The organism is Streptomyces roseochromogenus subsp. oscitans DS 12.976, assembly GCF_000497445.1.
Lineage (GTDB): Bacteria > Actinomycetota > Actinomycetes > Streptomycetales > Streptomycetaceae > Streptomyces > Streptomyces oscitans.
In genome coordinates, this window is sequence record NZ_CM002285.1 from 4241564 (window position 1) to 4266769 (window position 25206).

Here is a 25206-nt window from a genome sequence, read left to right on the forward strand (position 1 = left end):
GGCCGAGCGCGGACGCCCGAACGCGCTTCACCGGTCCCTGGGAAGCATGGGATCGCGCATTGATCCCGGCCTTCCGGGCTCGCCATCATCACTTGCCCACACGGCACATCGGGGGAGTTGGTTTCGCATGTCGGACTTGAAGAAGGAAGCCGACTCACTGCACAAGGCAGCCTCGGCGCTGGGCAAGGTCGGCCAGCACACGACCAAGCCGGTGCACGACTTCAAGGAAGCGGCCCATGACCTGTCCGCGCTCGGCGCCCTCGGCTCGCTCCTGGGCGTCAAGAATGACATACGCGACGGCATGAACACCCTCGCCAAGGTCACCGCCGGCCTGAACGAGGAGTGGCGGGACGAGACGAGCTTTATGGGCGAAGTCTCGGCCACCTTCGATCTGTTGGACCTCCTCCTCGCCGCCGAGACCGCAGCCAAGAAGAGCTGAGCCTCGTGGTCGACTTGAATCCGCTCCACTACATCAACAAGATCAACCACGCCTTCGGCGACACCATGGCCAGCGGCCTGGAGTTCCTCGGCATCACCAACCCCGCCGTCGACCCCGACGGGGTACGTGAGATTGCCAAGAAGTGGCGCGCCCTGGCCAAGGGTCTGGATGACGCCAGCCACGACGCGGAGTCGGCTCTGCGGGACGTGAGGTGGGAGGGCAAAGCAGCCAAGGCGTTCCACAAGCGCGCCAAGACCACGCGCACCAACGCGAACCACACTGCCGATGCCCTCCACAAGGGCGCCGACGCCCTCGACAAGTACGCCAACGAAGCACACGAGTTGATCTCCCAGATCGGTGTCCTTGTCGCCGAGATCGCCGAGTTCGAGATCGCGGGCCTGGCCCTGTCCGTCCTCACCGCCGGACTGTCGGACGTCGCGTCGACCCTCGCCGCGGGTTCGCGCGCGATCAAGATCATGGCGTTGATCTCGCGCATCGAGGAGTCCGGCTCCGTACTCGGGTCCACGATCCGCACGGTGATGGAGGCCATCCGCAACGTCGAGCGAGTCCTAAAGGCCCTCAGGGAGATCAAGGGCGTCGCCAAGGTCGGCAAACTCGCCGCCGACGGCATGAAGTTCACTGCCTTCGCCACCGCCCTCGAAGACCCCGGCGCCTTCAAAGACCCCGAGAAACTCGCCGGGATCCTCACCGAAGGCGCCCTTATGGGCATCGGCGGCGGCATGCTCGGCAAAGCCCTCGGCAAAGGACTCAAGGCCCTCAAGCCCAGCGAACTGTCCAAGCTGGCCAAGGCATTGGGGATGGGGGGAGGCGACCTCGCCCGCTTCAAGATACGCCCCGGAGAGCTGGAGAAGATCGAGGCCGGCATTCCCAAATCGGAAGCGGAATGCCAACTGGACCCAATCGATGTAGCCACCGGCAGCATGCTGCTGCCGCAGGTCGACGTGGAGCTGGCCGCAGCACTTCCCCTGATCCTGGAACGCACCCACGTCTCCTCGTACCGCTGGGGCGGCTGGTTCGGCCCGTCTTGGGCCTCCACCCTCGACCAGCGCCTGCAGGCCGACGACGAGAAGATCACTTTCGCCGCTCCAGACGGCTCCCGACTGGTCTACCCCCACCCGGCTCCGAACGCCACGGAACCGGTGTACCCCGAGACCGGCCCCCGTCTCCCCCTCACCTGGGACACCACGGTCGACGGCGCGCTGCGCGTCACCAATCCGGCCACCGGCCTGAGCTACGTCTTTCACAGCCCCCAGCCCACCGAGGACGACGAGGCCGTAGACCTCCCCCTGCAGTTCGTCGTCTCCCGCCACGGGCAGCGGATCACGGTCCACTATGACGACCGCGGCGCGCCCCTCAAGGTCACGCACTCGGCGGGCTACCACATCGGTCTCGACCGCCATGCCTCCTTGCCCCGCATCACGGGCCTGCGGCTGCTCGACCCGCAACGCCCCGAGGGCCGCAGCACGGCACTGGTGTCCTACGGCTACGACGAGCGCGGCAATCTGACCGAGGTGCGCAACTCCGCAGGTGTACCCATGTGCTTCACGTACGACGCCGAGTACCGGATCACCTCGTGGACGGATCGCAACGCCAACACGTACTCGTACACCTACGACGACCGAGGCCGCGTAGTCCGCACCGAGGGCAGCGGCGGCTACCTGTCCGGAACCCTCTCCTACGACGACAGGACCCGTACCACCACGGTCATCAACGCCCTGGGCCACTCCACGACGTTCGAGCACAATGAGGCGTTTCGGCTGATCCGGCAGACGGATCCCCTCGGCAACACGACCCGCTACGAGTGGGACGCTGCGGGACGGCTGATCGCGACCACCGATCCGTTGGGCTACACGACTCGGACGCATTTCAACGAGCTGGGCCAAGTGGTCTGCGCCATAGGGCCGGACGGCCGGGAGAACACGGCCGAGTACAACGAAGGTGGCCTACCAACGCTCATCACCGGCCCGGACGGGAGCATGTGGCGCCAGGAGTACGACGAGCACGGCAACCGCACCGCGGTCACCGATCCGTCGGGGTCCACCACGCGGTATACCTACAACTCAGCCGGACAAGTGACCGCGTTGATCGATGTGCTCGGCAACGTGAGTCGAATTCGGTACAACAAGGCGGGCCTGCCCGTTGAGGTCACCGATGCGCTGGGGGCAGTGACCTCGTACCAATACGACAGCATGGGCCGGCAGTCGGCCATCACGGACGCGGCAGGCAACACCACTCGGCTGGATTGGACTGTCGAGGGCAACCTGACACGTCGCACGAACCCTGATGGCACAAGCGAGACGTACACCTACGACGACGAGGGCAACCGCGTCGCTCTGACGGATCCGGTCGGCGGGGTCACACGCTTCGAGTACGGGGAATTCGATCTACTGGCGGCCCGCACTGATCCAGACGGCGCCCGATTCACGTTCACGCACGACGCGGAGATGCGGCTGACACAGGTCAGCAACCCACTAGGTTTTACCTGGAGTTATGAGTATGACCCGGCCGGTCGTCTGATCTCGGAGACAGATTTCGATGGCCGCACCCTGACCTACACCTACGACGCTGCCGGTCGCTTCATGTCTCGGACGGCGCCGCTTGGTCAGGTGACTGCCTACGAACTCGATGCCGCAGGCCGGATCATCGGCAAGGACGTCGACGGCGAGCGCACTGCGTACACGTACAACACCGCTGGACAGCTCATAGCCGCGACGGCACCTTCCTCATCTCTCACATTGCAACTAGATGTCCTGGGCCGTGTCCTGGCCGAGACGGTCGAGGGGAACACCACCCGATATACCTACGACGCCCAAGGGCGGCGGTCCAGCCGTACCACTCCGAGCGGTGCGGTTACCCGCATCACCCGCAATGCGGCAGGCAATATCACCGAGCTGGCCCTTGCCGGACACGCCCTCACCTTCACCCGCGACCGCCTCGACCGCGAAACCGATCGCGCCTTTGGCCCGCCCGCAGCCTCCGTGACGCTCAGCCGTGCCTTTGACAGCTCCGGCCGCCCTGTCATCCAGCAACTGGCCACCGCAGGAAGGACCCTGCGCTCTCGCGCCTACGCCTACCGACCGGACAGCATCCTTACCGCGATCACCGACCAACTCACCGGCGAACAGCGCACCATCTCCCTCGACCCGATCGGCCGACCGCTCAAGGTCACAGCGGAGGGCTGGAACGAGTCGTATGCCTACGACACGGCAGGCAACCAGACCAGCGCACAGTGGCCCGATACCGCCCCCCACCCCGAGGCTCGAGGTGAACGCTCGTATACCGGCACCCGAATACACTCCGCCGGAAGCGTTCGCTACGAATACGATGCGGCCGGCCGGATGGTCCTGCGCCAGAAGATGCGTCTGTCCCGCAAGCCCGACACCTGGCGCTACGAGTACAACTCCGAGGACCACCTCGTCGCCTGTACCACGCCTGACGGCACTATCTGGCGCTACAGTTACGATCCGCTCGGCCGCCGCACCGCCAAGCACCACATGGCACCTGACGGCGAAACGATCCAGCAGACCATCCACTTCACCTGGGACGGCACCAACCTCGCTGAACAGACCGAGAGCGCCACGGGCATCATCACCACGTGGGAGTACAGCGACGAATTCCCCCTTGCCCAGCTCGAGCGGCGCGCCGGTCAGGAAGGGCTGACGCAGTCCGAGGTCGACGCCAGGTTCTTCGCCATCATCACCGACCTCGTCGGCACCCCGACGGAACTCGTTGACGAACAAGGCGAGATCGCCTGGCACTGCCGCACCACCTTGTGGGGCACCACCACCTGGAACCAGAACGCGTCCGCCTACACACCGTTGCGCTTTCCAGGTCAGTACGCCGACCACGAGACTGGCCTGCACTACAACTTCTTCCGTCACTACGACCCCGACACGGCGCGCTTCGCCAGCCCCGACCCCCTCGGTCTCGACCCCGCCCCCAACCCCGTCACCTACCCGCACAACCCCCACACGTGGAGCGACCCGCTCGGGCTCGTCCCGAAGGCGTGTTTCGAGACGGACGCCTACCTGTGGGACGGCAGCGTCAGACTCGGCAAACTGGACGATCTCGGGCGCCCGACCGGGGCCTGGGCAGCACTCCGTAAGGAGATCATGAAGGGCGGTAGCGGAGCTGCGGACTACATCTGGCCGCCCGGATGGCGCGGAAACGGCCGCCTCTTCAACGAGGCACGTGGTCACCTGCTGGCGAGGAAGCTTGGCGGCCCGGGGTCGGGTGAGAACGGCTACCGAAACCTGGTCACATTGATGCAGAATCCGGTGAACACCCCGGTCATGCGTGGAATAGAGAAGGAGGTGTACAACGCGGTGGCGAAAGGTGAGAACGTTCAGTACTCGGTCGTACCTGTCTACGAGGGAACAAACCCCATACCCACCAGGCTGGACATATCGGCGTACGGCAACCGGGGATTCAACCTGAGCCGCTCGCTGGAAAACCCCTCCGCCGGCGTACGAATTCCTGTCCCCAAGTAGTCTGCAGCGCAATGCGAGGCCAGCAATGCCCCGAACGACCCCGCCACGGCCGGTGGACATCGAAGCAGTCTTCCCTGAACTGGGCTCCCACCGACGAGGCTGCACTCGTCTCCACCCTCGTCCCGGCAACCCCAACGCCACCGACAATTCTATCGGCGGCCCGCTTCTGTGGCCTGCTGGCGAAGCGTGGCCGGCATGTCAGGAGCCGCACCCGCGGGATCGGGGCCGAAGCGTTGACGATATTCACGAGTGGCGTCGCATCCTGGCGGAGGCATGGCGCAGGTCTCCGGGCAGTGGGCCGACCCCAGAGGAACTCCAGCGCTTGTCCGTGCTTGAGCAAGAGCACCATGTCCCAGGGATCACCGACACTCATCCGGTCCCGTTGCTGCCGCTGGCGCAGTTCTTCGCTCGGGATGTTCCGGGCCTCGCCGGGCCCGATGGAGCCGATGTGCTCCAGGTCCTGTGGTGCCCGTTCAGTGCACACGGAGATCTGGCCACACCGGGGATTCACCTCAGGTGGCGCAACTCGTCAAAGGTCGGTGAGCTCCTGGCGGAGCCTCCGCTCCCTGCGGTGATCGGTGACGACGAATACGTGCCGGAGCCCTGCGTTCTTCACCCCGAACCTGTCACGGAGCACGAGTACATCGGACTCCTGGATGCAGGTCTGCAGGAACGCATCTACGGATGGGAGGACGGGCAAGCCGAGGCCGACGAGTTCGAGGGCCACGAACCGCCTCGCTACCAGACGGACCTTTCCACGGCACCTGGCTGGAAGGTCGGTGGGTTCGCGACCTGGGAGACCAGCGGCCCGTACCAAGTGGTATGCACCTGCGGTTCGCCGATGTGCCCCTTGCTGACCATCGCCAGCACAGAGTGGGAGGACGAGACCATCAGTTGGGTTCCAGTGGAAGACCGACACCTGGCAGAGGAATTCGAGGCGAATACCCCCACCCGCGTCACCGTGGGCAGAGGTGGCTCCCTCACCATCTTCACTTGCCCTACTGATCCCAGGCACCCACACCAGGTCACCCTGCAGTGACCAACACATCGAAGATCAACGCAGTCCGGATGGCGACAGCTGGCCTGGTGTACGTCGTGGCGGCGACCTAAAACGCGCTGGTCACCTGGTCAGAGCCGTTCTTATCCGGTTGGCGCTCCAAGCACCGCACCTCCATATCGGGGCGAAGACATGTAATCACCTCTGCAGCTCCGTCTGAATGCTGGCTTGCCACGGTGTCCTCGAGGCAGCGTAGATTGGCTCCAGCTGATCTTCAGGGGGAGCGGTGGCAGGGAGGGATCTTCGAACACTGTTCAGCTCGAACGACCGGAGCATATCCGCCAGCGAGGCGTTCACGAACCGGCAGGCGCAGTGGCAGGCGGTGACGGCCGGCCTCGCGGAGCACATACGGCACGTGACCCGTTCTGACTTCGACGTGGAGGACTTGGAAAGTCCCCGCCATAACGTCCTCGTGTTCCACGGTGTGGGCGGGATCGGTAAGTCAACGCTCTCCCGCAAGATCGAGGCGTCACTCGCCCACAGTGAGCACCGCCCAGTGCAGTGGGAAGCGACATCTCACGAGGAAGGGATCCTGCCGGTCCGCATCGACCTCGCGCACGCCGCGGGCATGGACTTCGAGCGCGTCGTCCTCACCATCCGCCTTGCCATCGCCGCGCTCGGCGGGCCGATGCCGGCCTTCGACCTCGCTCTGCGCCGCTACTGGGAGCACAACCACCCGGGCGAACCGATCGAGGACTACCTGCGCAGGGGCGGGCTGCTGAGCCGCTTCAGCGCTGCTGCCGCTCTGCCTCAGCAGATGCAGTCCGCCCTCGGCGATGTCGCCCAGGCCCTGCTCCTGCCCGGCACCGTCGGCAGCGCGCTCGGGCACGGAGCCGGAGCGCTCATCAAGGCGTTACGCGAGCGGCGCCAGTCCGTACGCGCCCTCGCCGGCTGCTCCCGCTTGGCCGACCTCCTGGAAGCCGAGCCCGACCTGGAAGCCCTCAGCTTCTACCCGCATCTTCTCGCCTGGGACCTGGCCCAACTCCCGGCTGACGAGCGCGTACTACCCGTGATCCTTCTGGATACCTTCGAGGACACCGGCGACCGCACGCACCGCGACCTCGAACGCCTGCTCCAGCGCATCGTGTGGCTGATGCCCAACGCGTTCTTCGTCGTCACCGGACGCAACCGCCTTCAGTGGGCGGAAACGAGCCTGTCAGGCCAACTCGACTGGACCGGGCCGCACGCCTGGCCCGGCCTCGTCCCCGACACGACACCCACCCGGTCACGCGCATCCGGCCGTCAGATCCTGATCAGCGACTTCTCCCCCGAAGACTGCGAGGACTACCTGGCCCGCAGGCTCAGCCGCGACGGGCAGCCGCTGATCGACGAACCGGTCCGCCGGATCATCGCCGAGCGCTCCCATGGGCTGCCCCTGTACCTGGACCTGTCGGTCATGCGCTACCTGGAGCTGCGGCGCAGCGGCCGACAGCCGCAGGTCACGGACTTCGACCACGACTTCCCCGCCCTGATCACCCGCACCCTCAGAGACCTGACCGCCGAGGAACGCCACGTACTCCGCTCGGTCAGCCTGCTCAACGCGTTCTCCGTGCCCCTGGCCACCCAAGCCGCCGGCATGCAGCATGATGCGCCGGCCCTGCGGTTGACCGAGCGCCCCTTCATCCGGGAGTCCCCCTCCGGTGTGTGGCCCTTTCATGTCCACGACCTGATCCGCTGCGCCATTCGCAACGCGGACGACGCCAGTGACGACCGCTGGTCGGAGCAGGACTGGCAGCGCGCGGCCCATCGCGCCTTCCACGCTCTGGAATCGCAGTGGCGCCAGGACCTGCGGCGCGACCGCGCCGTCCTGGTCGGCTGCCTCCAGCAAGGGCTGCTCCTCGCACGGACCTTCCGTCTCGATCTCGGCTGGCTCGGCGATGCAGCATTCCAGTACGTGGGGGACTCGATCTGGGAACCGCTGGTGCTCCCAGCCGACGATGCCGCGTCGTCGGACGGCCTGCAGACTGCTGCGGATGCCCTGGTGGAAACGCTCAGTGCCATCGCCCGGCGCCAGCACGAACACCGTGAACGCACCGTCAGTCGGCTCTCCGCCGTCCTTGCATCGGGGTTGCTCCCCGATGGACTGGTCGAACTGGCCGCGTACTACCGGGCGAAGGCCCAGCGGGACCTCGGGCTGACCGAGGATTCTCGCCGCGGCATGCAGCATGTCGCGTCCGCCGGCGGTCGGCTCGCTTCCGCCGCACGACGGGGCCTGGCGCACCTGAGCCGAGTGTCCGGAGACTTCCCTGCGGCGGTGGAGGCCGCCGGGAGGCTGGGCTGGGCGGGACGGCACCATCGGGTGCTGGGGGACGTGTGGTGGGTACAGGGAGACATGGAACGGGCGGCAGCCGCCTATCTGGCGGCCCGGAGCGAGGCCGAAGAACACGGTGTGGTCGGCGAGACCGCCGTGGCCCAGGCACACCTCGCCTTCGCCGTATCCTTCGTCGACCCGCTTCGGGCCGACGACGAACTCGACCTCGCGGACCGGCTGCTGTCGCCCCTGAGTCTGCGCTCCAACGAGATGACCGCTCACATCGCCGCACTCGTGCGCGACGCAGGATTCGCCGTAGACCTGCCTGACCGGGCGGCCGTCCAGCTCGCAGAAATCGGCGTCTCCGGCATCTCCTACGCCGCGGCCAAACTACAACTGGCCCTGTGCTTCCACCACGCGGTCCTTGATGCCCAGGACAACCTCGCGGCTGACATCGCCCGCTTGCGCGAACTCACACAAAACGGCTACTACGCCTACTACGTCGAAATCGCCCACTTCATGGGCGGCCTCCCACTGCCTCCGAATACCGTACGAGCACAATGGATCGACGGGGAACGACAGACCCGGGAACGATGGCGCAACATAGTACTGGGACGCCGCGATCACGTCGGTGGGGTTCGTTGAGCCGCAGTACACGGTCTGCTGCTGCCAGGAGATTGCCCAGTTCTCCACAAGGCAGCGGCGACCCTGCCCGACTATCCAAGCGCAAATTCGCCGACGCAACGCGTCATGCAGACACGGCCAGCGTGCTGCCACACCACCCCTTTGGGAGAAATCTGGGAGATGATCTTCCCCCGGAGACGCGGCGAGCCCCTGCCGCACCAACCCAGACCAGCCTGCTGACCTGCACGTTTAGCAAGATCTTCAGGCGCCGATCTTGCCCGAACCTCATTCGGGACGAAGAGGTCGTGGGTTCAAATCCCGCCACCCCGACACAGGTCAGAGGGCCAATCGCGTGATCGCGATTGGCCCTCTGTCATGCTTGGGGGCTAAACGGGGAGCCAAACGAATTTGGTCAGGCCACCGCGTCGCCCTCTTCGGCGGCCTCCGTGCCCCTCAGCTTCAGTCCGGCCTTCTTCACGATGGCCGTGGAGTCTCGCCGGACGTTCGCCGCGTCAAGCGGCTCGCCGCTGCCAGTCGTGAAGACGCGGCCGGTCGGGCTCCGCTCCTTCCCTTTCCCTCTCGATGCTCGCTCCTGCTTCTGCCATCGCAGGTGCTCTTCGAGGACGTCGACCGCCTGCATCGGCAGAGCGATGGTCCGGTCCTGGCCGGACTGTGTCCCCGGCCCGGCCGCCCCTGCCGCCGGCCTCGTCCCGCGGCAGGGGATGGCCGAATCTCGTGGATCGCCGGACCGAGCCGGGTGATCGGGCCGCCGGCCGTGGTAGCCGACAGGTACGGTTTGGCCATGGATGTTTCCGGAAGGAGTGCGGACGACGTGAACACCAAGCTGCCGGAGGCCATCAAGGCCGCCGCGCGCCGCCTGCTGGTGGATCTGGGCGCCGGAGGGCTGTCCCTGGATGCCGTCGCCGCCGCCAGTGATCTTGCCGTCAGCGAGGTGGCAGGCGTCTTCCCGCACCGGAACGACCTGCTGACCGCGCTGGTCATCGATGCCTACAACGCCTCCGGCGCGGCGATGGAGCAGGCCGACCAGGCCGCCCGGGACGCGCAGGCTTCGGCGGGGGTGCGGCTGCTGGCGGTGGCGCGGGCGCTGCGGACGTGGTCCTTCGCCAACGTGGCCGAGTTCACGCTGATCTACGGTTCGCCGGTCCCGGGGTATCACGCCCCGCAGGAGACGGTGCCGCCCGCCTCGCGCACCCCCGAGGTGCTGGGCGCCGTCATCCGCTCGGCGCTTCAGGACGGTGAGCTCACCCCGCCCCAGCGGCCGCTGCCCGGCCCGTCGGTGCTGCTGCCGACGGCCGTGGAGGTCTTCGGTGGGGCGCCTGAGGCTCCGTTCGCGGACCTCATCGAACGTGGCATGGTGCTGTGGAGCAATCTGATCGGGCTCCTGGTGTTCCAGGTCTTCAGCCGTACCCACGACAGCGTCCAGGACCAGTCGGCCTTCTTCGACCGCGCCATCGCCGTGGCGGCTGAGGGGATCGGGCTCGTGGTTCCCTTGAGCGAGCACACCGACTAGTTCTGTTCGCCGCGTGCGCGGCGCCGACGGGGAATCAAGCCGTGAACTCCATTAGAACCCTCTGCTTCGTCATAGCGGCGCTCTCGTCGTATGCCGCGCTCGTCTACCGGCTCACCCAGGTGCGTCACAGCTGGCGGGACAACGCCTACCGCACCCTGGTGATCACGCTGCTGTTGCAGTGCCTCACCTTCACGATGGGCGCCGTCGCCATGGGAAGCGAGCGCTTCCTGGGCGTCGGCAACCTCGCCATCCTCGTGATGCACGTCTCGGCGGTCGCTTTCTGCGTCAGCTCGCAGATCATCCTGCTGCGCTGGGCGACCGCCGCCGAGGAGGCGGTGCGCAAGACCCGCTACTGGCTGATCGCCGGTATCGCCCTCAACGCGCTGCTGATCGGGCTCTTCCTGATCGCCGACGGCCCGGGGCGGCCGGCCTCGGACTTCAACAGCGGCAGCGGTCAGCCGCTGGTCCTCACCTACCTCTTGGTCTTCATCGTCTCCCAAGCGGTTCCGTGCGTCACCATCTTCCGCCAGTGCGGCCCCTACGCCCGGATGACCGACAAGGCCGAGCTGCGGCAGGCCCTGCACCTGCTCTCCGTCGCCGCGATGGTCCTCTTCCTCTACTGCCTGTCCAGGACCGTCAACATCCTCACCTCGGCGTGCGGGTTCGACATCGGCGTCTGGCAGCTCGCCGCCAACGTCTTCAGCGCGGTGGGCATCGCCACCCTCTCGCTCGCCCTGACGATCTCCTCCTGGGGACCGTCGGCCGGCAAGCTGCTGGAGTGGGCGCGCAGCTACCGCTCGTACCGGGCGCTGTACCCGCTCTGGCGGGATCTGTACGAGTCCTCCCCGGACATCCTGCTGGAGCCGCCGGGGGCCTCGGTCTCCGACCTCAACTACCGGCTCCACCGCCGGGTCATCGAGATCCGCGACGGATGGCGGGATCTGCGTCCCTACATCGAGCGCACGGCGGGCGGGACGCCCGGCGCGGACCGCGGGGCGAGCGATGAGTCCCGGCAGGCGCTGGCCGAGGCGGCCCAGATCCGGCAGGCCCTGCACGCCAAGCGCGTCGGCGTCGTCCCCGACGACAACAAGGACGCCGGCGACTTCGAGGACCGCGATACGAACAACTTCACGGCGGAAGTCGACTGGCTCACCAAAGTCGCATACGCGTATCGTAAACTCTAGAACGCGGGCTAAGATCACCCGCGTTGAGAGCTCCCGCCCCGGTCCGTTCCCCCGTCGGACCGGGGCGGGTTTTTTTCTCGGTTCCCCCGTTCCCCCGTTACCTGCGTTGTTCCCCCGTGTGTCCCGCAGGTCCCCCGTTGTTCCCCCGTTGTTCCCCCGTATTCACCTGTCGGACCGGACGCGATGTCCCCGTCCGGTCCTGGGCCGGCCCTTCCCCCGAGGGCCGGCCCAGACCGACATGGCCGGCAACCAACTCGGCTACCCCCGTAAGCAAAGTTAGCTGACAGCTATCGGCGGGATCCACGTTGACGGAGTCTCGGTCGATTGTCAACTGACGGCTAATCTGCGAAACTGGCGATTAGCCGAGGGCTAACAGCCTGGGAGGTGACGGGAGGGAGACCCACAATGTCCGAGACTGAGGACCGGCCCAAGCTGGCGGTGCGTCTGGACAACCTCTTCAAGACGGTTCGTCCCAAGGGCAAGCACTGGACCAATGCCGAGGTGGCAGAGGAGCTGAAGCAGGCCAACCCCGAACTCCGCGTCGGGGGCGTGTACTTGTCGCAGTTGCGGACGGGCAAGCGGTCCAATCCCTCCCCGGACCTCCTGGAGGCGCTGGCGCGCTTCTTCGGCGTGTCGGTCGCCTACTTCTTCGACGACGAGGTCGCCGAGTCGGTGCTCAGCCAGGTCGCCGCCATCGAGGCGCTGCGGCAGGCGGGCGTCCGCTCGGTGGCGATGCGGGCGGCCGGGATGAAGAAGGAGAACCTCCAAGCCATCACCGCCATCATGGACCAGTACCGGCAGATGCAGGGCCTGCCGCCCGTCACCGACCCCACGGAGGGCGAGTGAGGAGCACAGGGGGGTGAGGGGCGTCAGGAAGGGCCGCGCGGCCGACCAGGACCGCCGCAGCCAGCTCAAGCGGCTCCGGAAGGCCGGCGCCCAGCGGATCATCGAACTCGATCTGCCCGAGGTCTCCGACGTCGCCGAACTCTGCCGCCACCTCAGCGAGATCCGGGACCGTCCGATCACCCTGGTCCCGATGCAGATGCCCGCGTCACACCCGTGCGGCATATGGGTCGCCGCCCGCGACGAGGACCTGATCTTCTACGACGCCAACACGACCAGCGCGCATCAGGAGCACATCATCTTGCACGAGCTGGGTCACATCATCTGCTGCCACCGCGGGGCGGGTTGGCTGGACGAGGCGAGTGCCCGCCTCCTCTTCCCCAACCTCGACCCCGACCTCGTGCGTGACATGCTCCTGCGCGCGACCTACGACGACGTCCAGGAGCAGGAGGCGGAGATCATCGCCTATCTGCTCTCCCAACGGGTGGGCAGCACCGCGGAACGGCACGGCGCACCCGCGGCCGGGGACACCGCAGGGCCCCAGGATGCCGCGGACGCCGGGAAGACCGCCATGCTCAGCCGGATCGAACGCACCCTGATCTGACGTGAGGTACTCATCCGCCCGCGGCCGCCACCTCCTCGGCCAGGATCGCCACGGCCCGTCGGATGTCGTCCTCGTGGTGCTCGCTGGTGACGAAGAACCGCAGCCGGGCGAGCCCCTCCTCCACGGCGGGGTGGAAGATCGGGTCGGCAATCACACCACGGTCGAACAGCCGGTCCGCGACGCGCAGAGTACGCGCCGAGCCGCCGAGGAGACAGGGCACGATCGGCGTGTGGGCGCTGGAGCCGGTCGCCAGACCGGCCTCGGTGGCCAGGCCGCGGAAGAGATCCGCGTTCCGCCGCAGCGTGCGCACCCGGTGCGGTTCCGCCTCGATCAGCTCGATGGCGGCCAGCGCCGCGGCCGCGTTGGCCGGGGTCAGGCCGACGCTGTAGACGAAGCCCGGCAGTGTGTGCCGCAGCCACCGCACCATCCGGGCCGAGCCACCGAGGTAACCGCCGCAACTGGCAAAGGACTTGGAGAGGGTGCCCATCCACAGGTCCACGTCGGCACGGTCGACGCCGTGGAACTCACCGACGCCGCGGCCGCGTTCGCCCACCGTGCCGATGCTGTGCGCCTCGTCGACCATCAGCAGGGCGCCGTAGCGCTTCTTCAGCTCGACCACGGCGGGCAGGTCGACCACGTCGCCGTCCATGCTGTACGCGCCCTCGACGGCGATCAGCACCCGCCGGAAGCGGGACCGGTTCCGGCGCAGCACGTGTTCCAGCTGACCGATGTCCTCGTGGGCGAACGGGCGCCGCGCCGCGCCGGACAGGGTGATGCCCTGGAGGATGCTGTCGTGGGCCAGCGCGTCGTGCACCACGAGGTCCCCGGCGCCGACCAGGTGGCCTATCGCGGTGACGTTGGTGGCGTGACCGCTGACCAGGGCCAGGCAGTCCCCGACGCCGAGGAAGGCGGCCAGCGCCCGCTCCAGCCGTACGGTCAGGTCCCGTTCGCCGGAGAGCACCCGGCTGGCGGAGACCGATGTGCCGTACCGGTCTATCGCCTGGTGCACGGCCTCGTTGACCGCCGGATGGCCGGAGAGTCCCAGGTAGTTGTAGCTTCCGAAGGACAGGTACGGCCGGCCGCCGATCACCGTGGTGTCACGGATGGTGCCCTGGTGCACCCGGAAGTACGGGAAGTCGGCACCCGTGTCGGCGATCGAGGTCAGCAGGTCCTCGAACCGCCCCACCTCGGGGAAGTCGTCGACGCACGCGGTGGCGGCGTCCCAGTGGGCCTCGGTCTGCCGGGGCAGTGGCGCCCCCGCGGCCGGCGGCTCCATGAGATGCGGGTCGACCAGCGCGATCAGGCGCTCGATGGTGAGGCCGGGCTGGAACATCTCGTCGGTGCGGAAGCCCGGTATCCGCTTGCCGATGTTGACCTCCAGCTCCTGCAGCATCAGGGAGTCGAAGCCGAGGTCGGCCACCAGGGCCATCGGCTCGCTCAGGTCGGAGAGGGGGAAGACGCCGGTCCGCGAGACCTCTTCGAGTACGAGGGAGGCGGCGGCCGCGGTGCCGGTCCCCGGCGCCACCGCGAGCGCCGGCCCGGGCGGGGCGATCTGGGCGTGCTGAGCGGATCGCACCTGTCCGGCCATTGCGAGGGCCTGGGCGGGAGTCTCCACGACGGTGGGGGTGTCCTTGGCGGGGGAAGTCTCCGCGACGGCGGAAGTGTCCTCGGCCGGCGGAGTCTCCGCGGCATCGCGGGCGGAGTCGTTCACCACCCAGTGGCGGCGCGGGGCGAGCGGGCTGGGCGGCAGGGTGCACGGGGGTATCCGCTCCCCTTCCGGACGGAGCCCTGCGCCGCCGACCGCGTGCTCGGCGAGCCCGTCCGGCGTTCCGGTCCGGCCCGCCGCCACGGCGTCGGCCGCCGCGGTCAGCTTGGCAACGGCATCGGCGGCGTCCTCAGCCACCAGGGCGAGGCGTTCCGGAAGCGCGGCCCGGCGGGCCAGGGTGTCCGCCACCCCGGCCAGCGGAAGCCGCTCGCCGACGATGGTGTCGGACACTTCCCGGGCGTAACGAGCCAGCCCGGCCCGGTCACGGGCACTGAGGACGAGGAGGTGCGGCCTGCCCTCCGGTGCCGGGCGGGCAGGTGCCGCTGGGGGCTCCTCCACCACTACGTGGACGCCGGTGCCACCGAAGCCGAAGGCGCTCACTCCCGCCCGGCGCGGATGGCCGGATCCCGGCCATCGGGCCGGCGCCGTCGGGACGGTCAGCCCCGCGGCGTCGAGACCGGCCCGGTCGGCCAGGTCGAACTCCGGCTGCGGCGGTACCACTCCCCGCTGCACGGCCAGCACGGTCTTGATGAGCCCGGCCATCCCCGCGGCGTTGAGCGAGTGCCCGACCACCGCCTTCACCGCGCCGAGGAAGGCGGGGGCGCTGCGCACACCGCGCAGTTCGCGCAGCACACCGAGTTCGACCGGATCGCCGACCGCGGTCCCGGTGCCGTGCGCCTCCAGGTAGCCCACCGAGTCCAGGGGCACGCCCGCGTCCCGGTAGGCCCGGCGCAGCGTACGGAGCTGGCCGGCCGCCTGAGGATGCAGACCGCCCTGCACGGTCCCGTCGTTGGCCGTGCCCACCCCGCGGATCACCGCGTAGACCCGGTCGCCGGCCGCCAGCGCGTCGGCCAGCGGCCGCAGCACCAGGATTCCGGCACCCTCTCCCAGGACGAAGCCGTCGGCCTGCGCGCCGAACGGCAGGCACCGGCCGCTGCGCGAGATGGCGCCGATCCGGCACAGCCCGACCAGCAGGTCGGGGGTGAGGACCAGTTGCGCACCACCGGCGAGGGCGATCCGGCAGCGGCCGGCACGCAGCGCGAAGACGGCGTTGGCGACGGCCATCAGCCCGCCGGAACACGCCGAGTCCAGCGCATAGCTCTCGCCGTGCAGATCGAAGACCGAGCTGATCGTGTTCGGTCCCATGTTGAGCAGGAGCCCGGCCACGGACGTGCCGTGCAGCCCGTCGACCGCGCGGACCATCTCCGGCCAGCGGGGATCAGCCGACCGCGCCCCGAACTCCCCGCCGGCCAGCTGCCGCATCCGGATCTGCATGAGGGAGATCTCGCGGTAGCCGCTCTCGGTGAGCGAGGTGATCACCGAGGTCTCCTCGCGGTCGAAGCCCTCGGTCTCCCACCCCGCGTCCTGGATCGCCTCACGGGCGAGGTCGATCAGCAGCCGGTGCTGGGGGTCCATGGACTTCGCCCGCCGTGGCGGGATGCCGTAGTGCGCCGCGTCGAAGTGGCCCACGTCCGGCAGCAGCGCCATGGTGTCCGTGTAGGCCGCGGAGGAGTCGCGGAGGCTGTCGCTGAGGAAGGCGGCGGTGCGCCACCGCGAGTCGGGAACGGGGGAGAACTGCGCCTGCGGGTCGGTGAGGAGCCGCCAGTACTCGTTGACGTTCCGTGCCCCGGGGAAGCGGCAGGCCATGCCCACGATCGCGATGTCCGCGGGCCGTGGTCCCGCCGTATCCACCGGTGAGGCCGGACCCGCTGCGGGATCGTTCGCTGTCACAGGTATCACGCGGTACCGGCCAGTCGGTCACGCCACCAGTCCACAGTCGCCTTGACCTGCTCGTCCAGCGGGGTGGCCCGTACCTTGAAGGCGGCTTCGTACGCGCTCGCGTCGACCACGAAGGGACGGTCGAACTGGTACCGGATCTCCTTCATCTCGCGGATCAGCGGGGAGAGCAGCGACGCGACGGCGAGCACGGCCGGCGGGAGCGGGCGCACCGCGACCGGCCCCGTTCCCGACTCGGCGGCGAGGAGGTCGGCCATCTCCCGAGCGGACCGGGCGGGCTCGTTCGGTACGTGCCAGGCCCGGCCCCACGCCTGTTCCGCACCCGCGACCTCGACCAGGGCGCGGGCCACGTCGGGGAGGTAGCACCAGCTGTGCGGGGCATCCGGGTCCCCGAACGTGGAGACCGGCTTGCCGCGCAGCAGCCGCGGCATGACCCGTTCGGCCAGGTGCCCGCCATCGGTCACACCGGGCCCGAAGAAGTCCGAGGCCCGCACCTCGACCGCCTTGATCCGGCCCTGTTCGTGCAGTTCCCGGGCCTGCTGCCAGACGGCGGCGCGGATCCGCCCCTTGCGGCTGGTCGCCGCGAGCGGGAGTTCCTCGGTCATGGGGCCGTCCACCGGGCCGTAGCCGTAGAGGTTGCCCAGCATGACCAGGACGGCGCCGCTCGCCTCGGCCGCCGCGCAGAGCGAGGAGGCCAGCGGCGGCCACTCGTCCGTCCAGCGGTGGTAGGGCGGTCCGGCACAGTTGAAGATCGCGGCCGCTCCCTGCGCGGCCTCGCTCAGCCGCGTGCGGTCCGCCGCGTCGAACGCGAGATGCTCGATGCCGGGCTCGGGGCTTCGGCCCGACTTAGTCACGACCCGTACCGAATGCCCCTTTTCGACCAGTAGTCGAGCGGTGGCCGCTCCGGCGGGCCCGAATCCTATGACGACGTAAAGACTCACGCTCGCACACTAGCGCGGGGGTGCGCCGCCCTTGGAACGGATACCCAAGGGGGCGTCACCCCGAGGCCCTCCTCTGGCGGACGGAGGCCGCCCACCATACGCTGCCGGCGGCCGGCAGCACCTGCCCCTGAGCGCGGCGTCGGCCCGCTCGTGGACGGCACGGGCCTCGGGCACGAGAAGGCCGTGGTAGTCGTCGGCCGCGAAGAGAAGGTGCGGTACGACGCTCACGGCGCCACACCAGAGCACATAAGCCCAGGTCAGAAGCTATCTGACCGCCCAAGCTCCGTCGCGTCCCAGGCTGATGGCTCCGGCACCGTTGGCACGGGCGACGCTCTCGCCATCGTGGCTGGCTGTCGGCGGAGACCGCCGCTCCCGCCTCCGGTGTGCCCGTCCGGATGATGACCCGTGCTCCGGCATACGCAGGCTTCGCCTGTAGTGCCCACGCGGGAGATGAAGACGGAATTGGGGGGAACTCCACCGGAATCGTGTGGCCTTGGAGCGAAACTGGATCAACATGACGCACCACCAGGGGGGTTGGCCATGGTTCAGGCCATCGGACAGGACAGCGCGCATCAGGAACAACCCGGTGGCGCGGCACCCGCGCACGCCACCGATCAGGCGGTGCTCATGGGCACCGCGCTCGTAGCGGCCTTCACGGTGAACAACGACCACAGCAACTGGGACTTCTCCGACTTCATGGTCGGATCAGCGCTGGTACTCATTCTGGCCGCCTACTACCGGCCTCAACGGCCGAGACAGCGCTGGGAGCGGCAACTGAAGGCCGGCGCGTTCGCATCCGTGGCAGCCCTGTGTCTGTGTGTGATGCTCGGTTGTCCCGAAAGCCTGATGTTCGGCGGCGACACCACCGACACCCGGCTCGTCCCCATCGGCTGGTGCGTGTTCACAGCGGCCCTGTATCTGCTGCACTTCATCCAGCACGGCAGCGGCGGTGTGACCAGGCGCCTCACCGGGCTCCACGGCGTAGGCCGTCTCTCACGGATCGTCGTCCGGGGCAGGTGACCCCGGCAGGATCCTGCGGTACAGCAGCCGGATACAGCAACCGCAGCAACAGCCCCCTCCACGGGAGCGCCGGGCAGTCACGGTAGCTGGGCATGAGGACCGCCCTCGACCACATACGCAGGCCATGGGCCGTTCTCACTCGCAGAGCCGAGGGTGGCGAGTGAGCCCACGGCGGCGCCGAGCAGTGCAGCCGATCCAGCGTCCATGGCCTCATTCTGCCGACGGCCGGGTCTTAGCCGGCCGGCAACCTGGGCGGCCGTCGTATCTTGACCGCTGCCACCTTTCAGGACGAAGATCCTCCCGCCGATCAAGGGGGCTGTGATGCTGCGGTTCATGGACTGGTCCATAGTCGCGATGGGATGCGCGCTGGTCCTCGCGAGTCTTGGCGTCCGGTGGTGGGAACGGGACAAGGGGCGGAAGGGAGCCGGCCTCGATCAGGGCAGGCGCTTCCCGGGAGCGTGGTTCCTGCTTCTCTTGGGCCTGGGGATGATAGGCGCCAAGGTGCCGGGACTGTTGTACGCGCCTCACCCCGTCGTCGTGATCGTGGACACTGTCAACGTCGTGTTGGCGGTCACAGTGCTGGTCTTGGTCCTTCGTGCGGGGCGTCGCTTCTCGTGGGCACGTGTTCCACGCGCCCACGAATGACAGCAACGAGCGCGAACGGCGCCGGCACCCGACCCCCGAGCCGCCGGGGAGCTTCGGCCTCGCCCTTCGAGCGGCGCGCTCGACGTACTGACCCGCGAGACGATGAAGGGCACGTCGCGTCGCTACCTCCACCAAGGTGACTGGACGAAGCGCGGCCAGGCCGAACTGCGAACCATCAGGGCTGGCGGCGTACGGCGGTGATCACCAGCTCGGAGCGGTCCACCCTCGGCCGGTCAGCCGAGATGTTCCGCGTGCCCGCCCCGCATGCGGTGCTCGCAGCAGCCGTGCGGCGGCCTGAGGTGGGGGTCTTCGGGCCCCGAGGCGCTTGGCTGGGTGAGCGACGTGGCGCATTGGGCGCGTTGTGCGTCGTCGAGCATCTTGTCGCTGTCGGAGGTGGCGTTGGCCAGGCCGGCGCAGCAAAGGGTCAGCAGCAGGGCTCCGGCGGCGATGGGGAGGGTGCGGCGAGGCGGGGGAGGGGCCAGGAGGGCTCGGACCCGTTGGGGTACGGGGCCGCCGGTGACGGCGAGGTGCGGGGGGCTCGCCGTGCGGGGTGAGGACGCTAGAGCGGCCCGTCCGACGGCGCGGGCGACGACCCGCCGGCTGCCGACCCGCGCCGCCGCCTCCTCGTCGGCCCAGCGCTCCAGGGCGAAGCCGCCGGCTGCGGCCAGGGGACGCAGCAGCGGGTTGAGGGCCGCGGCCAGTCGCCACAGACTCTGGAACACGTGGTGCCGGCCGCGCAGATGGGCCCGTTCGTGTGCCAGCAGGGCCTCGCGTTCCTCGTTGTCGAGGCAGCGCAGCATGCCGCGTGACACCACGATGCGTCCGGGCGCACCGGGCAGGGCGAAGGCGTGCGGAGTGTCGTCGTCGACGACGACCAGCTCGCTGTCGCCGGACAGGCGAGCACACTCGCGCCGGGCCCACAGGAGGTGGCGGGCCTGTCGTACGGCGGCGAGGAGCAGGGAGGCGGTGCCCGCCAGCAGGACGAAGGCGCTGATGACCGCGACGTCGAGCAGGACCGGATCCTCGGCCCGCAGCGCCGGCACCGACCAACGGCCCTCCGCCGCCACCTCGGGGATCTGGGCGATCCCGGTGAACGCCAGGAGAGCCAGTGAGCCCGCCCAGCCGACCGTCGTCACCAGCGCGGTGCACGCCAGTGCCCAGGCCGCGGGACGCGGGGCGAGCCGACGAGCCAACCGCGGTGCGCACACGGTCAGTACGGCCGTGACGGCGAGCGGAACGTAGACGCTGATCAGCACCGGCTCACCCCTTGCCGTACGGGCGGAACGCACACGCGGATCGGCACCCGCTCACCCCTTCTCGTCCCAGTTCCCGGCGCCGTCGCGGCTCTCGTGCCCGGACAGCAGCTGGTGCAGCAGTCGCTCGTCCCGTTGGGACAGCTCGGAGACGAATCGGGTCAGCACCGCCTCGCGGTCGGAGCCGCCCTCCAGGAGTGACTTCATGCGCTGTGCGGTGTGGGACGCCTCGTCGCGGGCCGGCTCGTAGGCGTATCCACGGCCCTCCCTGTGCCGGACCAGCATCCCCTTGTCGTACAGCCGGGACAGGATCGTCAGCACGGTGGTGTAGGCCAGATCGCCCGGCAGGCGCTCCAGGACCTGGCGCGCGGTCAGCGGACCGTCGGCGGACCAGAGGGCGGCGAGCACGTTGCTCTCGAGTTCGCCGCGGGCCCGCCTGCCGGATGCGCCGCCGGCCTCGTCCTCCCTGGGGTGGTGCACCGTTCCTCTTTCCGTCGCTTTGCCTTCAGACAGGCTACCCGGCGACCTTCTACTAGTTGTAGGAGGTAAGCTCCGGGCTTTGAAGGGCGAACTACTACAACTTGTAGTTTCGCTGTGCCCTTCCCATGTCTCCTCCCCTTTCTCCTTCCCCGTTCTCTTCCCACGTGTCCTCCCATCTGCGCAGAGGAAAACCCATGGCCAACCCCGGACTCACACTTCGGCGACACAGGACCGCGGATGTTCTGCCGGCGCCCCGCACGGTGGCGATGTGCTCGGACCGGGTCGCGATCGTCTCGGCGAGTGTCGGCGCCGGCCACGACGGTGCCGCCGCCGAGCTGGAGCGCCGCCTCACGGCGGACGGGCTGGTCGTCGACCGGCACGACCTGCTGGACCTGCTGCCCGCCGGACTCGGCCGGGCCGTCCGGGACGGCTACCACCGCATGCTCGTCCGGGCACCGTGGGCCTACCAGCGGCTCTACACCGGCACCGAGCGCGCCGGTGGCAGCGGCCCCGCGGCGCGCGCCCTGCTCCGCGCCGCCGAGGACCGCGTACTGCGCGCCCTGCACCCCGGCACCGGCACGGTCGTCTCCACCTATCCCGGAGCCAGCCGTGTGCTGGGCAACCTGCGCCTCGCCGGACGCCTGACCGCCCCGGTCGTCACCTACCTGACCGACTTCTCCGTGCATCCGCTGTGGGTGGCCGACGGTGTGGACGTCCACCTCGCGGCGCATGCCGTGCCCGCCGCCCAGGCGCGGGCGGCCGGAGCCCGGGACGTCCGGGTGTGCGGGCCGGTCGCCGACCCCCGGTTCCGCCCGTGCGGCACACCGGAACGCGACCGTGCCCGGGCCGGTTTCGGGCTGCCGTACGACGCCCCGCTGGCCCTGCTCGTCGCCGGGTCCTGGGGTGTCGGGCCCGTCCGGCAGGTGGCGCGCGAGCTGCGCGACTGCGGAGCCGCCGTCCCGGTCGTCGTCTGCGGCCGCAACGAGGCCCTGGCCCGGCAACTGGCCGCGGACGGGATCGAGCACGCCTACGGCTGGGTCGACGACATGCCCGGCCTGATGCACGCGGCCGACGTCCTCGTGCAGAACGCGGGTGGGCTGACCTCCCTGGAGGCGTTCGCCGCGGGCCTGCCCGTGGCCAGTTACCGCTGCATACCGGGGCACGGCCTGACCAACGCCGCCGCCCTGGACGAGGCGGGCGTCGCCGCCTGGATCCGTGACCCGGCCGACCTCAAGAGCGTGCTGTGCGACCTGGTCGACGGCTCGCTGGGGCGGCAGCAGCGTGCAGCAGGGCTCGACCTGTTCGCACGGTCCGCGCACGACGGCCCGGCGGCCGAGATAGCCCGCGTCCACCGCTCGGGTCCGCCGCCCCTGCCCGCGCAGCCCGGCGCACGAAGGCGCGGCCGCCGGCGGCGGCTCGCGGTCACCGGTACGGTGGCCTGCGCGGTGTGGGCCTGCGCGGTCGGCACCGGGGTCGCGACGACGTACGACCCACCTGCCCTGCTGCACGCCCTCGGCCACAGCCTCGACCCGGACCGCCTCGCGACCGGCCACGGCCACGCTCCGGAAGGGCGCCACTCGTGACGACGCCCCGTCCGCTGCGGGCGGCCGCCCTGACCGCCACCGCACTCGCGGCCCTCCACTGCGCACCCGTCATCTCCACCTTCGGCCCGCTGCGCAACCGCGTCATGCCCCGCCTCTCCGGCCGGGGCCGGCCGGACCACGTCGCGCTCACCTTCGACGACGGACCCGACCCCCTGTCCACCCCCTTCTTCCTGCGCACGCTCGACCGGCGCGGCGTGCGCGCCACCTTCTTCCTGCTCGGCAGCGCGGCCCACCGCTCCCCCGGCCTGGTGCGTGACATCGCCGCCGCGGGCCACGAGATCGGCATCCACGGCTGGCTGCACCGCCCCCTGCTGCTGCGCGGCCCGCGCGCCACCTACGACGACTTCGCCCGCGCCCGCGACACGGTCGCCGCGATCACCGGCGGCCCGCCCACGCTCTTCCGCCCTCCGTACGGGGTCATGTCCACCGCCGCCCATACGGCGGCCCGGCGGCTGGGCCTCACCCCGGTGCTGTGGACCTGCTGGGGCGAGGACTGGACGGCCCGGGCCACACCGGAGTCGGTCCACCGCACGGTGGTCTCCGGCCTGGACGGCGGTGGCACCGTCCTGCTCCACGACTCGGACTGCACCTCCGCCCCTGGCGCCTGGCGTTCGGCCCTGGGCGCCCTTCCCCGCATTCTCGACACCTGCGAGCAGCGGGGCTACGAGGTCGGCCGGCTGTCCGACCACGGGTGGGCCGGCAGCGCCGCGAGCCATGGCTCGCGGGCTCAGTCCGTCTGAGGCCGGGCCAGGCCGTGGTCGTAGGCGAAGATCACCGCCTGGACGCGGTCGCGGGCGCCGATCTTGGCGAGGACGCGGCCGACATGCGTTTTCACCGTGGACTCCGACAGGACGAAGCGGGCGGCGATCTCGCCGTTGGTCCAGCCCTTGCCGATGGCGACCAGGATCTCCCGTTCGCGGTCGGTCAGGGAGGCCAGTCGCGGGTCCTCGGCGATGCCGTCGGTGCCGGAGGGTACGAGGCGGGCGAACTCGTGGAGGAGACGGCGGGTGAGCGCGGGGGCGATGACCGCGTCCCCGACCGCCACGGCGCGGATGCCCGCGAGCAGTTCCTCGGGCCTGGCGTCCTTGAGGAGGAAGCCGCTGGCTCCGGCGCGCAGGGCCGCATGGACGTACTCGTCGAGGTCGAAGGTGGTCAGCACGAGGACGCGGGAGCGGTCGCCGGCGGCGACGATACGGCGGGTGGCCTCGATGCCGTCCATGCCCGGCATGCGTACGTCCATGAGGACGACGTCGGGACGCAGTTCGGCGGCCTTGCGCACGGCTTCGGCTCCGTGAGCGGCCTCGCCGAGCACCTCCGTCTCGGGCACGGAGTCGAGGAGCATGCGGAAGCCGTACCGCTGGAGCGGCTGGTCGTCCACGACGAGCACGGTGGTCATCGGGCACCGCCCTGGGGTGCGAGGTCGAGAGCGGCCCGCACCGTCCATCCCGTACCGGCGGGACCCGCGCTGACGTGTCCGCCGTAGAGAGCCGCTCGTTCCCGCATGCCCACCAGGCCGTGTCCTTCCTCGTTCGCCGTGCCGGGACGGCCGGCCGGGACCGACGGGCCGGAGTCCTGGACGGTGATGGTCAGCCGCGTGTCCGCCACGACGATCGCCAAGTGTGCACAGGCGCCCGCACCGGCATGCTTCAGGGTGTTCGTCAGGGCCTCCTGCACGATGCGGTAGACCGTGAGCTGCACCCCGCTGTCGAGGGCCTCGATGTCACCGGCGGTGCGGTAGACGACCTCCAGGCCGGCGGCGCGCACGCCTTCGCACAGCGCGTCGATGTCCGCGAGCCCGGGCTGCGGGCTCAGCTCGGCCTCGCCCCGTCGGCCGTCCGCCTCGCGCAGCACGCCGAGCACCCGGCGCAGTTCGCCCAGCGCCTGCCGGCCGGTGTCGCCGATGAGGTGCAGGGCCTCCCTGCCCCGTTCCGGGGCGACGGCGGTGGCGTAGGCGCCTGCGTCGGCGAGGGTGATGATGACGGACAGGTTGTGGCCGACGATGTCGTGCATCTCGCGGGCCACCCGCGTCCGTTCGGCCGCGACGGCGAGTCTGCCGCGCTGGTCGCGTTCGATCTCCAGCCGGGCCGCGCGGTCCCGCAGCCCGGCCAGCTGAGCCCGCCGGATGCGGATCATCAGGCCGAGCGCGAGGGCCGCGGTCGCCGTGCTGAGGAGGAAGAAGAGCGCGTCCCAGACCGACACCGCCGCCGACACCCGCGCCGCGACCAGGCCGAGCGCACCCGCCATGACCACACAGGCCCATGGCAGCTGCCGTAGCCGCCCGTGCAGGGTCAGGCTGTACAGGGCGACGAAGAGGGCGACGTCCGCACGGAGTACGGCGCCGAGCGACCACTGCAGGACGAACACGGCCGAGACGGCGCCGAAGGCCACGGCGGGCGCCCGCCGCCGCCACAGCAGCGGCAGCACCAGTCCGGCCTGGAGAGCCAGCATCCCGGCCGGGGGCAGCTGGGTGAACGCCAGGCGGAAGCGGCGGTGGCCGTCGCCGTCCCCGTCGGTCCCGATCCCGTGCAGCAGGTCCGGCAGGCAGAACATCAGGAAGACCAGGACCACCACCGCGGTGTCCAGCACCCACGGACGGTCCCGGTCGGCGTGCCGGAGCCGCTGGCCGGCCCGGCCGAGCCGGGCGACCAGCGGCCCCATCCCGCCGAGATCTTCGGTGGTCACGGAATTCACCACACCATGATGCGGTGCCGGTACGC

The 25206-nt window shown here is 69.6% G+C and carries 19 protein-coding genes; 12 read left to right on the forward strand and 7 right to left on the reverse strand.

The annotated features are described in order from the left end of the window. Nucleotides 1-127 precede the first annotated feature (127 nt). The 4 genes from M878_RS68015 to M878_RS68025 all read left to right on the forward strand — a co-directional run bounded on the left by M878_RS68015 (nt 128) and on the right by M878_RS68025 (nt 8903). Nucleotides 128-439: a hypothetical protein gene (locus tag M878_RS68015; RefSeq protein WP_023547831.1), complete on the forward strand. Its 312-nt coding sequence runs from the start codon at nt 128-130 to the stop codon at nt 437-439. A gap of 5 nt (nt 440-444) precedes the next feature. Next, a complete protein-coding gene (locus M878_RS68020) occupies nt 445-4950 on the forward strand; it encodes a DUF6531 domain-containing protein (RefSeq protein ID WP_023547832.1) in 4506 nt (1501 codons plus the stop codon). Nucleotides 4951-5278: 328 nt separating this feature from the next. Further along, nucleotides 5279-5989: a hypothetical protein gene (locus M878_RS48175; protein ID WP_342452754.1), complete on the forward strand. Its 711-nt coding sequence runs from the start codon at nt 5279-5281 to the stop codon at nt 5987-5989. A 244-nt stretch (nt 5990-6233) separates the two neighbouring features. Continuing rightward, a complete protein-coding gene (locus M878_RS68025; RefSeq protein WP_023547834.1) occupies nt 6234-8903 on the forward strand; it encodes a hypothetical protein in 2670 nt (889 codons plus the stop codon). Between the two features lie 391 nt (nt 8904-9294). On the opposite strand, the gene M878_RS68030 is transcribed toward M878_RS68025, so the two are convergent. Then, nucleotides 9295-9522: a hypothetical protein gene (locus M878_RS68030; protein ID WP_023547835.1), complete on the reverse strand. Its 228-nt coding sequence runs from the start codon at nt 9520-9522 to the stop codon at nt 9295-9297. A 192-nt stretch (nt 9523-9714) separates the two neighbouring features. Between M878_RS68030 and M878_RS68035 the strand changes: the two genes are divergently transcribed. The 4 genes from M878_RS68035 to M878_RS68050 all read left to right on the forward strand — a co-directional run bounded on the left by M878_RS68035 (nt 9715) and on the right by M878_RS68050 (nt 13044). Continuing rightward, on the forward strand, nt 9715-10413 hold the full coding sequence (locus tag M878_RS68035) for a TetR/AcrR family transcriptional regulator (protein WP_023547836.1): 699 nt from the start codon (nt 9715-9717) through the stop codon (nt 10411-10413). A gap of 41 nt (nt 10414-10454) precedes the next feature. Then, a complete protein-coding gene (locus M878_RS68040) occupies nt 10455-11597 on the forward strand; it encodes an MAB_1171c family putative transporter (protein ID WP_023547837.1) in 1143 nt (380 codons plus the stop codon). A 405-nt stretch (nt 11598-12002) separates the two neighbouring features. After that, a complete protein-coding gene (locus M878_RS68045) occupies nt 12003-12443 on the forward strand; it encodes a helix-turn-helix domain-containing protein (protein ID WP_023547838.1) in 441 nt (146 codons plus the stop codon). Nucleotides 12444-12456: 13 nt separating this feature from the next. Continuing rightward, a complete protein-coding gene (locus M878_RS68050; protein ID WP_023547839.1) occupies nt 12457-13044 on the forward strand; it encodes a toxin in 588 nt (195 codons plus the stop codon). A 10-nt stretch (nt 13045-13054) separates the two neighbouring features. Here the strand turns inward: M878_RS68050 and M878_RS68055 are convergent, their stop codons facing one another. Then, nucleotides 13055-16456 carry an aminotransferase class I/II-fold pyridoxal phosphate-dependent enzyme gene (locus tag M878_RS68055; protein WP_023547840.1) on the reverse strand — a complete coding sequence of 1134 codons (3402 nt, stop codon included), beginning with the start codon at nt 16454-16456 and terminating at the stop codon, nt 13055-13057. An 89-nt stretch (nt 16457-16545) separates the two neighbouring features. Next, the gene (locus M878_RS68060; RefSeq protein WP_031225215.1) at nt 16546-17487 is read right to left on the reverse strand and encodes an NAD-dependent epimerase/dehydratase family protein; all 942 of its coding nucleotides are present in this window, start codon (nt 17485-17487) and stop codon (nt 16546-16548) included. A gap of 540 nt (nt 17488-18027) precedes the next feature. Between M878_RS68060 and M878_RS68065 the strand changes: the two genes are divergently transcribed. Next, entirely contained in the window at nt 18028-18507 is a 480-nt protein-coding gene (locus M878_RS68065; protein ID WP_023547842.1) for a hypothetical protein, read from the forward strand. 321 nt (nt 18508-18828) lie between these two features. Then, nucleotides 18829-19152 (forward strand): hypothetical protein, encoded by a 324-nt coding sequence (locus M878_RS68070; RefSeq protein WP_023547843.1) that lies wholly within the window; start codon nt 18829-18831, stop codon nt 19150-19152. A 233-nt stretch (nt 19153-19385) separates the two neighbouring features. On the opposite strand, the gene M878_RS68075 is transcribed toward M878_RS68070, so the two are convergent. Beyond that, on the reverse strand, nt 19386-20408 hold the full coding sequence (locus M878_RS68075; RefSeq protein ID WP_023547844.1) for a M56 family metallopeptidase: 1023 nt from the start codon (nt 20406-20408) through the stop codon (nt 19386-19388). A 51-nt stretch (nt 20409-20459) separates the two neighbouring features. Further along, complete coding sequence (locus tag M878_RS68080; protein ID WP_023547845.1) at nt 20460-20885, reverse strand: BlaI/MecI/CopY family transcriptional regulator; 426 nt, start codon at nt 20883-20885, stop codon at nt 20460-20462. A gap of 194 nt (nt 20886-21079) precedes the next feature. Between M878_RS68080 and M878_RS68085 the strand changes: the two genes are divergently transcribed. Then, a complete protein-coding gene (locus M878_RS68085) occupies nt 21080-22468 on the forward strand; it encodes a glycosyltransferase (protein WP_078630314.1) in 1389 nt (462 codons plus the stop codon). Further along, nucleotides 22465-23229: a polysaccharide deacetylase family protein gene (locus M878_RS68090; protein WP_023547847.1), complete on the forward strand. Its 765-nt coding sequence runs from the start codon at nt 22465-22467 to the stop codon at nt 23227-23229. The genes M878_RS68085 and M878_RS68090 overlap by 4 nt, the downstream gene beginning before the upstream one ends. On the opposite strand, the gene M878_RS68095 is transcribed toward M878_RS68090, so the two are convergent. Together M878_RS68095 and M878_RS68100 are read right to left on the reverse strand one after the other, a co-directional pair. After that, nucleotides 23217-23885, reverse strand: coding sequence for a response regulator (locus M878_RS68095; RefSeq protein ID WP_023547848.1), 669 nt, complete (start codon nt 23883-23885; stop codon nt 23217-23219). The genes M878_RS68090 and M878_RS68095 overlap by 13 nt on opposite strands. Continuing rightward, nucleotides 23882-25147 carry a sensor histidine kinase gene (locus M878_RS68100; RefSeq protein ID WP_209445641.1) on the reverse strand — a complete coding sequence of 422 codons (1266 nt, stop codon included), beginning with the start codon at nt 25145-25147 and terminating at the stop codon, nt 23882-23884. Before M878_RS68100 ends, M878_RS68095 begins: the two co-directional genes overlap by 4 nt. Nucleotides 25148-25206: the final 59 nt, after the last annotated feature.

Bases quoted from the DNA above. Each gene is read 5' to 3' on its own strand.
- M878_RS68015 (WP_023547831.1), top strand. From the start codon at position 128: ATGTCGGACTTGAAGAAGGAAGCCGACTCACTGCACAAGGCAGCCTCG.
- M878_RS68030 (WP_023547835.1), bottom strand. From the start codon at position 9,522: ATGCAGGCGGTCGACGTCCTCGAAGAGCACCTGCGATGGCAGAAGCAG.
- M878_RS68045 (WP_023547838.1), top strand. From the start codon at position 12,003: ATGTCCGAGACTGAGGACCGGCCCAAGCTGGCGGTGCGTCTGGACAAC.
- M878_RS68055 (WP_023547840.1), bottom strand. From the start codon at position 16,456: ATGGCCTGCCGCTTCCCCGGGGCACGGAACGTCAACGAGTACTGGCGG.
- M878_RS68065 (WP_023547842.1), top strand. From the start codon at position 18,028: ATGGTTCAGGCCATCGGACAGGACAGCGCGCATCAGGAACAACCCGGT.
- M878_RS68070 (WP_023547843.1), top strand. From the start codon at position 18,829: ATGCTGCGGTTCATGGACTGGTCCATAGTCGCGATGGGATGCGCGCTG.
- M878_RS68085 (WP_078630314.1), top strand. From the start codon at position 21,080: ATGGCCAACCCCGGACTCACACTTCGGCGACACAGGACCGCGGATGTT.
- M878_RS68095 (WP_023547848.1), bottom strand. From the start codon at position 23,885: ATGACCACCGTGCTCGTCGTGGACGACCAGCCGCTCCAGCGGTACGGC.
- M878_RS68100 (WP_209445641.1), bottom strand. From the start codon at position 25,147: ATGGGGCCGCTGGTCGCCCGGCTCGGCCGGGCCGGCCAGCGGCTCCGG.